We start from the raw sequence: 12,338 nt of genomic DNA on the forward strand, positions 1-12,338 counted from the left end.
CCGATGGCAGATTTCCGGCTCACCACCAAGGTTCAGGTCAGCGGCTGGCGCTTCCTCCTCCGTCGCGTCGAGCACGCCATCGTGCGGCGCGACACCCGGATGTTCGATGATCCGCTGCAGTTCTACAGCCGGTCGGTGTCGGCGGGCATCACCGTCGCGGTGCTGATCTGCCTCGGCGCCGCGATGATGGCCTACTTCAAACCCCAGGGCAAACGCGGCGCGGACACGCTGCTGGTCGACCGCAGCACCAACCAGCTGTACGTCGTGATGCCCGGCACGCAGCAGATCCGTCCGGTCTACAACCTGACCTCGGCCCGATTGGTCCTCGGCCATACCGGTGAGCCGCAGGTCGTGAAACCTGCCGAGCTCGCCAAGATGTCGAAGGCCCAACCGATCGGCATCCCCGGTGCGCCCTACGCGACACCGGTGGACGGCATCTCGGGCACCTGGTCGGTGTGTGACACCGTCACCAAGCCCGAAAGCGTCACGCCGACCGTCGAAACCTCGGTGCTCGTCGAGCCGGTGGTCATGAGCGGCGGCGTCGCGCCCATCCGCCCGGACCAGGGCGTGCTGGTCAAGTACCAGGACAAGACGTGGCTGATCACCAAGGACGGCCGGCATTCGATCGATCTCGCCGATCGCGCCCTGACCTCCGCCGTCGGGATTCCGGTCGGCTCGAAGTCGGCTCCCATCTCGACCGGCCTGTTCAATGCACTGCCGAACGTCGGTCCCTGGGTACTCGCCCCGATTCCGGCCGCCGGCGCACCCAACACCGTCGGCCTGCCGCCGAACCTCGTGAACGGCACCGTGTTCCAGACCATGACGGACAACAGCAAGCAGCAGTACGTGGTGCTACCGGACGGCGTCGCGAAGGTCAATGACACCACCGCGGCCGCACTGCGGGCCACCAACTCCTACGGGCTGATCTCACCGCCGTCCATTGAGTCCAGCGTGGTGGCGAAAATCCCCGAGCAGACCTACACCTCACCGCTGCCGGCGAAGCCCATGACCATGCTGCTGCCGCAGGACGATCCGACGGTGTGCTGGACGTGGCAGCGCGAAGCCGGCGATCAGGGCGCCAAGACCACGGTGATCGTCGGCCGACATCTGCCGATCCCGGCGGGCTCGATGGGTAACGGCATCAAGCAGATCAGTGGCGATGCCACCGTCTACATCGACGGTGGCCAGTACATCCGGCTGCAGTCACCCGATCCGCGCTACGGCGAATCCCAGTACTACGTCGACGCCCAGGGCGTCCGGTACGGCGTGGCCAACGACGACACCGCCAAGGCCCTCGGCCTCACCGGCGCATCGACGGCGCCGTGGCAGGTGGTCGGCCTGCTGATGGAAGGTCCGGTGCTGTCGAAGGAGGCGGCATTGCTCGAACACGACACGCTGCCGTCGGATCCGAAACCGCGGAAGGTGGCCGGCACCAGCGAAGTTGCGGCTCCGCCGCATCCGGGAGGTGCGTCATGACGACCAAGAAGTTCACCCCGTCGATGAAGCGCGGTCCGCGCCTGACCCCGGGTGAGATCAACGTGACCCCGCCCGACGATCTGGGCATCGAGATCCCGGCGTCGGGCATGCAGAAGGCCATGCCGTACGTCATGGGCGGCGGCATGCTCGGGATGATCGCGATCATGGTCTTCACCGGCGTCCGCCAGCTGTCGCCGTACATGCTGATGATGCCGCTGATGATGATCATGGGCACCGTCGGCTACATGGCCAGCGGCGGTGGCGGCGGCAAGAAGGTCCCGGAGATCAACGAAGACCGCAAGGAATACCTGCGGTACTTGGCCGGCCTGCGGACCCGCGTGACGTCGTCGGCCGACGCGCAGGTGACGTTCTTCAGCTATCACGCCCCGCACCCCGAGGATCTGCTGTCGATCGTCGGGACGCATCGGCAATGGTCGCGCAGCGTCAGCGGCAACAACGCGGACTTCTTCATGGGTGCCCGCATCGGCATCGGCGCGCAGGCGGCGGTCGACCGGCTGCTCAAGCCGAACATCGGTTCTGACCTGGCGGGCCCGATGGCCGCGCCCCAGGCGCACCTGGAACCGGTCAGCCACATGTGGGTGACAAAGTTCCTGCGGACCCACGGCCTCGTGCACGACTGCCCGAAGCTGGTGATCCTCAAGAGCTACCCGACCATCGCCGTCGGCGGCGATCCGGAAGGGTCGCGAGGACTGCTTGCCGCCATGATCTGCCACCTGGCGGTCTTCCATCCGCCGGACCTGCTGCAGATCCGGGTGCTGATGGACGATCTCGATGATCCCGACTGGGCCTGGCTCAAATGGCTGCCGCACGTGCAGAGTCAGACCGAGTTCGACGATGCCGGCCCCAAGCGCTTGGTGTTCACCAAGCCCGACGGGCTGGCCGATCTGACGGCGCGCGGTCCCCACAGCGCTGACGCGCCCCCATCGGGGCCATATGTCCTGGTGGTCGACCTGACGGGCGGCAAGGCGGGTTTCCCCGTCGACGGTCGGGCCGGCGTCACCGTCATCACCAAGGGCAACCACAAGTCCGGATACCGCATCAAGGTCAATCCCGACGGTTCGTGCGAGGACCGGGCGGCGAATCAGCCGTGGCGCGAAGTGACCACCGTGACCGACTCGGTGACGCCGACGTCGGCCGGCCGGTTGGCGCGCAAGCTGGCGGGCTGGTCCATCACCGGCACGATTATCGACAAGGGCACCCGCGTCCAGAAGAAGGTGTCGAGCGAGTGGCACCACCTGGTCGGTGCACGCACCGTCGAGGAGGTCACGCCGCGGCGGTGGCGGATGTACTCGGACTTGGATCAGGACCGTTTGCGCATTCCCTTCGGCCACCAGCTCAAGAATGGCGAGGTCATGCATCTCGACATCAAGGAAGGCGCCGAATTTGGTGCCGGTCCGCACGGCATGCTGATCGGTACGACAGGTTCCGGTAAGTCGGAATTCCTTCGGACCCTGATCCTTTCGCTGGTCGCGACGCACCACCCGGACCAGATCAACCTCCTGCTGACCGACTTCAAGGGCGGTTCGACCTTCCTCGGCATGGAGAAGCTCCCGCACACCGCGGCGGTCGTCACCAACATGGAAGAGGAGGCCGAGCTCGTCGGCCGTATGGGCGAGGTGCTCACCGGTGAGCTGGACCGTCGGCAGGGCATTCTGCGCCAGGCCGGTATGCAGGTGGGCGCCGCCGGTGCGCTGTCGGGTGTCGCGGAATACGAGAAGTACCGTGAACGCGGAGCCGATTTGCCACCGTTGCCAACACTTTTCGTGGTGGTCGACGAGTTCGCCGAGTTGCTGCAGAATCACCCCGACTTCATCGCTTTGTTCGACCGGATCTGCCGTGTCGGCCGCTCGCTGCGCGTGCATCTGCTGCTGGCGACGCAGTCGCTCAACACCGGCGGCGCCCGCATCGACAAGCTGGAGCCGAACCTGACGTACCGAATCGCCTTGCGTACCACCAGTTCCGCTGAGTCGAAGGCGGTTATCGGTACGCCCGAGGCGCAGTACATCACCAACAAGGAGAGCGGCGTCGGCTTCCTCCGGGTGGGTATGGAGGATCCGGTGAAGTTCAAGAGCATCTACACCGGTGGTACCTACGTGCCGACGGTGGCGGAGAGCGACGACGGTGACGACGCGCCAAGAGCCGTGGCGCAGAACACCTTCCGTATTCGTCCGTTCACCGCGGCGCCGATGGCAGATTCGGGGGTCGGGCGATGACGAACACCGAACAGCGCGCCCTGCGTGAAGTGGTGCTGAACCAGCTGACCACCGGCGAGAGCCGGGCGTACAAGATGTGGCTGCCGCCGTTGTTGGATCCGGTACCGGTCAACGAACTGATCGAACGCGACCAGCGGGCGCCGCTGCGATTCGGCCTCGGCATCATGGACGAACCGCGCCGTCACAAACAGGAAGTGTGGGGTATCGACACCTCCGCGGCCGGTGGCAACATCGCGGTCGGCGGTGCGCCGCAGACCGGGAAGTCCACGTTCCTGCAGACATTGGTGCTGTCCGCGGCCGCGACCCATTCCCCGCGAGATGTGCAGTTCTACTGCGTCGACCTCGGCGGTGGTGGCCTGATGTACCTCGAGGACCTGCCGCACGTGGGCGGCGTCGCCACCCGCTCCGAACCGGACCGGGTGATGCGTGTCGTCGCGGAGATGAAAGCCGTTCTGCGGCAACGCGAATTGACGTTCAAAGAGCACCGCATCGGTTCGATCGCCAGCTACCGTCAGCTGCGTGACGATCCGAATCATCCGGCGTCGCAGGATCCTTTCGGTGATGTCTACCTGATCATTGACGGCTGGCCGGCCTTCGTCGGCGAGTTCCCGGACTTGGAGCCGGTGGTGCAGGACCTCGCCGGTCAGGGCCTGGCCTTCGGTGTGCACGTCATCATCGCGACTGCGCGCTGGACGGAATTGAAATCCCGGGTCCGCGACTACCTGGGCACCAAGGTCGAATTCCGGCTCGGTGACGTCAACGAGACGCAGATCGACCGCATCACCCGGGAGATTCCGGCGAACCGCCCCGGGCGGGCGGTGTCCATGGAAAAGCACCACTTGATGATCGGTGTGCCCCGGATGGACGGGGTGCACAGCGCAGATGACCTCGTGCCGGCCATCACCGCGGCCGTCGACCACATCGCGTCGCTGCATACCGACATGGCACCGCGCGTGCGCGTCCTGCCCGAGCGAATCTACCTGCACGAACTCGACCCGAACCCGCCCGGACCGGAGAACGACTACCGGACCCGCTGGACCGTGCCGGTGGGCGTGCGCGAATCCGACCTCTCGGTGGCGTACAACCACATGTACAACACACCGCATCAGCTCATCTTCGGTGCGCCGAAGTCGGGTAAGACGACCATTGCACACGCGGTGGCGGAGGCGATCTGCAAGCGCAACAGCCCGGATCAGGTGCGATTCATGCTCGCCGACTTCCGCTCGGGTCTGCTCGACGCGGTGCCGGAGACGCATCTGCTCGCGGCGGGTGCCATCAACCGCAACATCGCCGCCCTGGAGGAGTCGATCAAGGCGCTGGCCGTCAACCTGAAGAAGCGGCTGCCACCGCCCGACCTGACGACGTCGCAGCTGCGCTCGCGGTCGTGGTGGACCGGTCCGGACGTGGTGCTGCTCGTGGACGACTGGCACATGATCGTCGCGGCCAGCGGTATGGGATCACCGATGGCCCCGTTGGCTCCGTTGTTGCCCGCTGCCGCCGACATCGGCCTGCACATCATCGTGACGTGTCAGATGAGCCAGGCGCATCGCTCGACGATGGACAAGTTCGTGGGTACCGCATACGGCGCCGGAACGCCGACGATATTCCTGTCCGGTGAGAAAGCGGAGTTCCCGTCGAGTGAGTTCAAGCTCCGCCGCAGGCCACCTGGCCAGGCGCTTTTGGTGTCGCCGGACGGTAAGGAGGTCATCCAGGCGGCCTATGTTGATCCACCCGCGGAATAAGTGTAGGTGACCCCCCAGAACCGTCGGTAGTATCTGATTCAGACGTTCAGCAACGCTAAACGCCCGCTGATCGGCAAAGGGGAACGGGGGTTCCATGGGGGAACTTCATTTCGTATCCGTGCCGTTCGCACAATTCCATACCGCGATCTCGAATTGGTAAGGAGAAAAGAAATGCAGCCTTTGGAGCACAACCCGGGCGCAATCGGCGTCGGTACCCAGGTCGTCGCAGGCGGTGCCCGTGGAATGGCTACCGGTACCGCGACCCTGTCGGAGGCCAGTGCGCTGGTTCCGGCTGGCGCGGATGAGGTGTCGATGCAGGCGGCCATGGCGTTCGCCGTCGAAGGCGTCGAGGTCATGGGCCTCAACGCGTTCGCTCAGGAAGAACTGGCGCGCGCCGGGGCGGCTTACGTCGAGGCGGGCGCCATGTACGAGGCCACCGACGTGGCCAGCGCCGCGACACTGATCTAGCCGTCGTACCCGACGAGCCCTTCCAGAGTCTGAGGACAGCGAAGAAATGGCGCCACTTCCCGTCATGCCGGTGATGTTCTACGGAGCATTTCCGCCGGAGATGAACACAGGCCGGCTGATGGCCGGTGCGGGTCCTGCGCCGATGCTGCAAGCGGCGGCGGGGTGGGAGGCGTTGGCAGTTGCGCTGGAGACACAGGCGATGGAGCTTGCCGCAAGCTTGACGGAGCTGAGTGCGAACTGGTCGGGAATGGCTAGTGAACGTGCTGTTTCGGCGACAATGCCGATGGTGACGTGGTTGCACACCACGGCCATCCAGGCGCAGAAGCGTGCGATGCAGGCGTTGGCGCAGGCTGAGTCCTACACCTTGGCGCTGGCGACGACTCCGCAGCTGCCGGAGATCGAGACGAACCACGTCACGCACGCGGTGCTCGAGGGTACGAATTTCCTGGGTATCAACACGGTGCCCATCGGCTTCAATGAGGCGGATTACGCCCGCATGTGGGCGCTGGCGGGCTCGGTCATGGAGGCGTACCAGGCCGATACCGAGGCGAACACGCTGTTCGAACCGATTCTGCCGGCCACGCCCATCGTGATTCCTGGCGTCGGCGAGGCGACTGAAGCGGCAATCATCGCGCAAACCGCGATGGGGGTTTCCGAGGCGGTGGCGCGCAACCTGGTCATCGCGCAGGTGGCGGGCCAGTCAGTAATCGAAGACGCGGCGTTGATGGTGGGTAATGCGGCTTCTCAGGCCGGTTTCGCGGGGGGAGCCGCCCAGAACCAGGTGTCCAAGGTGGAGTCGGCGTCGCAACGGTCGAGCGAGCAGACGGACAAGGCGCAGCAGGGCACCCAGATGATGATGCAGGTGGCTTCGCAGGTCGGCTCGCAGGTAGCACAGTTACCGCAGCAGCTCGGCCAGCTCATCACGCAGCCCGTTCAGCAGCTGAGCCAGCCGATGCAACAGGTGACGCAGATCTTCAGTCAGCTGGGCAGCAGTTTCGGCCAGAACAACGGGCCGCAGGTCGGCCTGTTGGGCGCCAGCCCGTTCTCCAATCATCCGTTGGCGGGTGGCTCGGGGGCGACCTCGGGTGCTGGCCTGGTCCGGGCGGCGTCGTTGCCGGGCATGGGCGGTTCGGTAGCGCGGACGCCGTTGATGGCCTCGCTGGTCGGTGGTCTAGACGGCGCCTCGACCGCTTCGCTCGAGGCGGGCGCGGCGGCGGGTGCGACGGGTGCCGGCAAGGCGCCGGTGAGCAGTGCCGGTGGTGCTGGGGCCGGAATGGGGCCCGGTGCCAAAAAAGAGAAGGACGGAGGGACGAGGGAGGCCCTCAAAGCCCCCGGGGTTCTGGTGCAGGACCTCGACGACGATGACGACGACTGGTGAGTTGTCGCGTCACACAAAGGCTTTCCGGCCCAGGGGGGTCGGCAAGGACTCGCCATTCCCGTGGTGAGGACACAGGAAAAAGAAAAGGTGATCCAACATGACAAGCATGCATACAGATGCCGAAGTCCTCGCCTCAGAGGCAGCGAACTTCGACCGCATCGCGGGCGAGCTGACCGGCGTCAAGACCCACGTCGATGCGGTCGCGGGCCAGCTGTCGGCGCACATGAAGACGCCGGAGGCGGGTATGGCGGCGCAGGCCGCGTTGGCACGCTTCGACGAGGCCATGACCCAGCAGCTCAAGGAGCTGGCTGACATCTCCGGCAACATCCAGACCGCCGGCGTGCAGTACACCGCAGCCGATGCCGACGCGGGGTCGTCGCTGTCGAGCCAGATGCAGATCTAGTCGGACTCTGCTCTACATCAACCACCACCGACTAAAACGACTTAGAAGCGGAGAACACACATGGCACAGGAATGGAATTTCGCGGGTATCGAAGGAAGTGCGGGCGATCTGGCTGGTGCGGTGAATACCACGCACGGTCTGCTGGACGAGGGCAAAGCCTCGCTTGCAAAGCTGGCTTCCGTTTGGGGCGGCTCGGGTTCGGAGGCCTACCAGGCCGTCCAGCAGCGGTGGGACAACACCGCGATGGAGCTGAACAACGCACTGCAGAGCCTCGGACATGCCGTCAGCCAGGCCGGTGGCGACATGCAGTCCACCGAGTCCGGCGTCACCGGCATGTTCGGCTAGGCGATCCACACGACGCAATACAGGAGGTGGGCAGGTCGGCGTAGGGTCGACTCTGCCCACCTCATGTGCGTTCCGGTGTAATCCACCCACAATTGAGAGGTACTCATGTCCGCCGACTATGACCGGCTCTTCAACAACTCGCCGGGCCAGGCCGACAACGAGGAAGCCACGCGCACCGTCGACCATGCGACCCTTGCTGCCGCAGCGCAGATGTCGGCCTCTGCGGCCGCTGCCTCGGCTGCAGGGGCCGAATCGCCGTCGGGCCCGCCCGTTTCCGGGCAACCGCAGCAGCCGCCAGGCATGGTTCCGCCGCCGCGGGCGTCCGAAGTGACGACTCAAATGCCGCCGACGCCACCGCAATTCATGCAGAACGGCCTGATGCGCTCGCCGCAGGGCGCGCCGATGGCCGGCGCCCAGTACGAGCAGCCGCACGCGCCGATGATGATGCCGCCCCCGCCGCGACACATGCAGCCGCCACCTCAGCACTACGCCATGGATCCCCAGGCCGACATGCAGTGGACCGAGCAGCACATGCCCGACCAGACATCGGCCGCCACCATCGGCGACCACCGCGCCATCGACGCGCTGTCTCACGTGGGTGTGCGAGCCGGGGTGAAGATGCCGTCGCAGCGCGGCTGGCGCCACGTGCTCTACCTGCTGACGCGCATCAACCTGGGCCTGTCGCCCGACGAGCTGTACGAGTTGGACCTCTACACGCGGATTCGCCGCAATGCGCGGGACTCGTACCAAATCGGTGTGCTGGGGCTCAAGGGCGGCGTCGGCAAGACGGCCGTCACCGTCACCCTCGGCTCCGTCATGTCGAAGGTCCGCGGCGACCGGATTCTGGCTGTCGACGCTGATCCGGACGGTGGCAACCTGGCCGACCGGGCCGGTCGGCAGTCGGCGGCAACCATCTCGGATCTGCTGTCGGACAAGGAACTTGCGCGCTACAACGACATCCGCGCGTACACCAGCATGAACGCCTCCAACCTCGAGGTATTGTCGTCGGCCGAGTACAGCGTCGCGCGCCGTGACTTCAACGAAGAGGACTGGGCCGCAGCGGTCAAGATCGTCTCGCAGTACTACAACCTGGTTCTTGCCGACTGCGGCGCCGGGTTGTTCCACCAGGCCTCGCGCGCGGTGCTGTCGACCGTGTCCGGATTGGTGATCGTGGCCAGCGCCTCGATCGACGGTGCCCGTCAGGCAGCGGTGACCATGGACTGGTTGCGGCAGAACGGATATCAGGATCTGCTGGGCCGCGCGTGTGTGGTCATCAACCACGTGACACCGGGCAAGACCAACATCGACGTGGACGATCTAGTGCAGCAGTTCGAGCGGCACGTGCCGGCGGGACGGGTCGTCGTGCTGCCCTGGGACAAGCACATCGCAGCCGGTTCGGACATTCAGTTCGACCTACTGGGCAAGACCTATCAGCGCCGAATCACCGAACTCGCCGCGGCGCTGTCCGACGACTTCGACAGGCTCGAGCGCCGGTGACCGCGTCGGCCGGCCCCGCAACCGCTGCGCCTCCCGCGACAGCTGACAATCCGGCAAGGCAGTCGACCACCCGGGTCACCATCCTGACCGGTCGACGCATGACCGACCTGGTGCTCCCGGCGTCGACGGCGATCGAGACCTACATCGACGAGACGGTCGACGTCCTCGCCGACCTGCTCGATGGCACCCCGGCGAACGTGCTGGCTGGGTTCGACTTCAAGGCGCAGGGCGTGTGGGCGTTCGCGCGCCCGGGCTCGCCGCCGCTGAAGTCCACCGAGTCGCTCGACGACGCCGGTGTGGTTGACGGGGCCTTGTTGACCTTGGTGTCGGTGAGTCGGACCGAGCGGTACCGACCGCTGGTCGAGGACGTCATCGACGCTATGGCGGTGCTCGAGGAGTCCCCCGAGTTTGACAGCAACGCCCTGAAACAGCTTGTCGGACTTGCCATCCCAGTCGGTACGCTCGTTACCGCGGGAGTGTCGTTGTGGTCGTGGTCGCAGTCCGGCCACGGTTGGTGGTGGCCGGTCGCCCTCGGTCTGCTGGGTGCCTTGGTGTTGGCCGGTAGCTTCATCGCCAAGGGGCGATACGACAATGCCGACCTGGCCGAAAGTCTTCTGGTGGCGTCGCTGCCGCTGTTGGGCGGCGCGGCGGCACTGGCCGTGCCACTGCCCCGCGGTATCAACGACATGGGCGCGCCGCAACTCGCGGGTGCGGCCGCGGTGATCCTGATCGTCGTGCTGGCGACCCGTGGCGGGCCACGGAAACGTGCGGCTGTCGCGTCTTTCCTGGCGGTCATCGCGGCCGCGGTGACGGGCGCCGCGATCGCCTACGGATATGGCGGAGGCTCGTGGGTCCCCGCCGGCGCCATTGCCCTCGGCCTCATCGTGATCACCAACGCGGCAAAGCTCACTGTCGCGGTGGCGCGCATCGCGCTCCCGCCGATCCCGGCGCCCGGTGAGGTGATCGCGAACGAAGAACTGCTGGATCCTGTTGCCGCGCACAGTAATGTCACGGACGAGGAGTCGGCGACCTGGCGCGCGATCATCGATTCGGTGCCCGACTCCGCGGCCCGGCTGACCGAACGCAGCACGCTGGCGCGGCAGTTGTTGATCGGATTCCTGGGCGCGGGCGTGTCGGTGCTGACCTACGGCGCCATAACGATCGTCGTGCAGGGACATTTCTTCGTGCACTCACTGATCGTCGCGGGACTGGTCACGGTGGTCTGTGGCTTCCGGTCGCGGCTGTATGCCGAGCGGTGGTGTGGTTGGGCGCTTTTGGCGGCGACGGTGGCCATCCCCACGGGTGTGATGATCAAGTTGGCGTCGTGGGATCCGGACGGTGCCTGGCTGGTGATCGTGCTGTATGTCGCCCTCGCGGTGGTGACGCTGATCATGGTCGGAGCAACGGACGGCGTCGGTCGGGTGTCACCGGTGACGAAGCGCATCCTCGAGCTGACCGACGGTGCGGCGATAGCGGCGGTGATTCCGTTGCTGCTGTGGATCGCTGGGGTCTACGACAACATCCGGAACATCCGGTTCTGACGGGATTATTCGGTCGCGCAGACGCGTGAGACCGCTTCGCGGCGGGGCTGTGGGCGCCCGTACGGTGTCTTGAGTAGTCGAATTTGTAGGGAGACCACGATATGTCCGAAAACAATGAAGCCGGCTCGGTGAGCGGCCAGCAGCCGCCGGTGGCAGCTGATCTCGAGGAGAAGACGCAGTTCGTCGACCGGACGGCGTTCCAGCAGCCGACCGCAACCGCCTCGGAGGCCGGTGACCAGACTCAAATTGTGCCGCCCTCGGTCACGGCTCCGCAGTGGCAGCCGCCACAGCCTCCCGCCGCGCCGAATCCCTATGGCCAGGACGCGTCGCCCGTAGTGCCGCAGTGGCAGCCGCCGCCGCCGGGCTATCAGCCGCCGGCTCCGCAGCCGCAGTTCGGTCAGTCCGGCGCGCCGGTGCCGCCGCAGCCTGAGCAGCCGTGGAATCCGGTGGGCGCGCCCGTGCCGCCGCCCCCGCCGGGGTTCGGCGCTCCCTCGTATGGCGCCCCGGGTTTCGGTGCTCAGGTGCCGCCGCCGGGATTCGGCCCGGGTGGTGCCCAACCGAGTTTTGGTGCCCAGCCGAGTTTTGGTGCCCAGCCGAGTTTTGGTGCCCAGCCGGGTTTTGGCGCACCGCAGCCGGGCGGATACCCCGGCCCGGGTGGACCGCAGTTCCCGGGACAGCCCGGACCACAGCAGACGCCCGTCGACATGGCCAAATCGCTTCTCAACAAAGGTGATTCGTTCATCTTCCGGTTGATGACGCGCGGTGTCCGTGGCGAGCTGATCCAGCAGCCGTGGTTCCAGAACATGCGGACCAACCCGCAGGGCTCCAACCAGTTCGTCTATCTCGGCTACGCCGGCGCGGTGCTGCTCGGGCTGTTCTTGAGCTTGTTCGGCGGCATCGGGTCCCTCATCGCATGCGTGGTCTGGCTCGGGTTGGCGTACTGCTTCCTGGCGCTCGGGACGAAGCTGGCTGCGCAGTTCGTCGCCTATGGCATTTGTGGTGTGGGCGCGGCAGCCAGTTTGCTGGGTGTGTTGGTCGGCGTCATCGGCCTCGCGGGAGTGAGCAGCAGCCCCTACATCAGCGGTACCCTCACGGCGATGCTGATCCTGGCCATCGTGATCGATGTTGTCATCGCAGTTGTGCTGGGCTACATCGGAATTCAGGTCCACAAGGGGATGCAGAAGATCGCTTCCGGTCAGTTCTGACAACCCGAACGATGAACGGTGCACCCTGAGTTCGGGGTGCACCGTTCGC

General features: G+C 66.0%; 10 protein-coding genes. All 10 read left to right on the forward strand.

Going from position 1 to position 12,338, the window contains the following annotated elements:
- Positions 1 to 3 precede the first annotated feature (3 nt).
- The 10 genes from eccB to ACX12F_RS00450 all read left to right on the forward strand — a co-directional run bounded on the left by eccB (position 4) and on the right by ACX12F_RS00450 (position 12,289).
- On the forward strand, positions 4 to 1,476 hold the full coding sequence (gene eccB / locus ACX12F_RS00405; RefSeq protein ID WP_459367767.1) for a type VII secretion protein EccB: 1,473 nt from the start codon (positions 4 to 6) through the stop codon (positions 1,474 to 1,476).
- Positions 1,473 to 3,710 (forward strand): type VII secretion protein EccCa, encoded by a 2,238-nt coding sequence (gene eccCa, locus ACX12F_RS00410; RefSeq protein WP_459367768.1) that lies wholly within the window; start codon positions 1,473 to 1,475, stop codon positions 3,708 to 3,710. Before eccB ends, eccCa begins: the two co-directional genes overlap by 4 nt.
- A complete protein-coding gene (gene eccCb, locus ACX12F_RS00415) occupies positions 3,707 to 5,452 on the forward strand; it encodes a type VII secretion protein EccCb (protein WP_459367769.1) in 1,746 nt (581 codons plus the stop codon). Before eccCa ends, eccCb begins: the two co-directional genes overlap by 4 nt.
- A 171-nt stretch (positions 5,453 to 5,623) precedes the next feature.
- Complete coding sequence (locus tag ACX12F_RS00420; protein ID WP_459367770.1) at positions 5,624 to 5,920, forward strand: PE family protein; 297 nt, start codon at positions 5,624 to 5,626, stop codon at positions 5,918 to 5,920.
- 46 nt (positions 5,921 to 5,966) lie between these two features.
- Positions 5,967 to 7,298 (forward strand): PPE family protein, encoded by a 1,332-nt coding sequence (locus ACX12F_RS00425; protein ID WP_459367771.1) that lies wholly within the window; start codon positions 5,967 to 5,969, stop codon positions 7,296 to 7,298.
- A 97-nt stretch (positions 7,299 to 7,395) separates the two neighbouring features.
- Positions 7,396 to 7,701, forward strand: a complete 306-nt coding sequence (locus ACX12F_RS00430; protein ID WP_459367772.1) for a WXG100 family type VII secretion target — start codon at positions 7,396 to 7,398, stop codon at positions 7,699 to 7,701.
- 60 nt (positions 7,702 to 7,761) lie between these two features.
- Positions 7,762 to 8,046: a WXG100 family type VII secretion target gene (locus ACX12F_RS00435; protein WP_459367773.1), complete on the forward strand. Its 285-nt coding sequence runs from the start codon at positions 7,762 to 7,764 to the stop codon at positions 8,044 to 8,046.
- 105 nt (positions 8,047 to 8,151) lie between these two features.
- A complete protein-coding gene (locus tag ACX12F_RS00440; RefSeq protein ID WP_459367774.1) occupies positions 8,152 to 9,543 on the forward strand; it encodes a MinD/ParA family ATP-binding protein in 1,392 nt (463 codons plus the stop codon).
- Between the two features lie 98 nt (positions 9,544 to 9,641).
- Complete coding sequence (gene eccD / locus ACX12F_RS00445; RefSeq protein WP_459367775.1) at positions 9,642 to 11,084, forward strand: type VII secretion integral membrane protein EccD; 1,443 nt, start codon at positions 9,642 to 9,644, stop codon at positions 11,082 to 11,084.
- Between the two features lie 101 nt (positions 11,085 to 11,185).
- Positions 11,186 to 12,289, forward strand: a complete 1,104-nt coding sequence (locus ACX12F_RS00450; protein ID WP_459367776.1) for a hypothetical protein — start codon at positions 11,186 to 11,188, stop codon at positions 12,287 to 12,289.
- Positions 12,290 to 12,338: the final 49 nt, after the last annotated feature.

This window comes from Mycolicibacterium sp. HS_4_1 (genome assembly GCF_054515875.1).

What these genes read in the sequence shown, in the direction of transcription:
- eccB (WP_459367767.1), top strand. Translation starts at nt 4, where the DNA reads ATGGCAGATTTCCGGCTCACCACCAAGGTTCAGGTCAGCGGCTGGCGC.
- eccCa (WP_459367768.1), top strand. Translation starts at nt 1,473, where the DNA reads ATGACGACCAAGAAGTTCACCCCGTCGATGAAGCGCGGTCCGCGCCTG.
- eccCb (WP_459367769.1), top strand. Translation starts at nt 3,707, where the DNA reads ATGACGAACACCGAACAGCGCGCCCTGCGTGAAGTGGTGCTGAACCAG.
- ACX12F_RS00420 (WP_459367770.1), top strand. Translation starts at nt 5,624, where the DNA reads ATGCAGCCTTTGGAGCACAACCCGGGCGCAATCGGCGTCGGTACCCAG.
- ACX12F_RS00425 (WP_459367771.1), top strand. Translation starts at nt 5,967, where the DNA reads ATGGCGCCACTTCCCGTCATGCCGGTGATGTTCTACGGAGCATTTCCG.
- ACX12F_RS00430 (WP_459367772.1), top strand. Translation starts at nt 7,396, where the DNA reads ATGACAAGCATGCATACAGATGCCGAAGTCCTCGCCTCAGAGGCAGCG.
- ACX12F_RS00435 (WP_459367773.1), top strand. Translation starts at nt 7,762, where the DNA reads ATGGCACAGGAATGGAATTTCGCGGGTATCGAAGGAAGTGCGGGCGAT.
- ACX12F_RS00440 (WP_459367774.1), top strand. Translation starts at nt 8,152, where the DNA reads ATGTCCGCCGACTATGACCGGCTCTTCAACAACTCGCCGGGCCAGGCC.
- eccD (WP_459367775.1), top strand. Translation starts at nt 9,642, where the DNA reads ATGACCGACCTGGTGCTCCCGGCGTCGACGGCGATCGAGACCTACATC.
- ACX12F_RS00450 (WP_459367776.1), top strand. Translation starts at nt 11,186, where the DNA reads ATGTCCGAAAACAATGAAGCCGGCTCGGTGAGCGGCCAGCAGCCGCCG.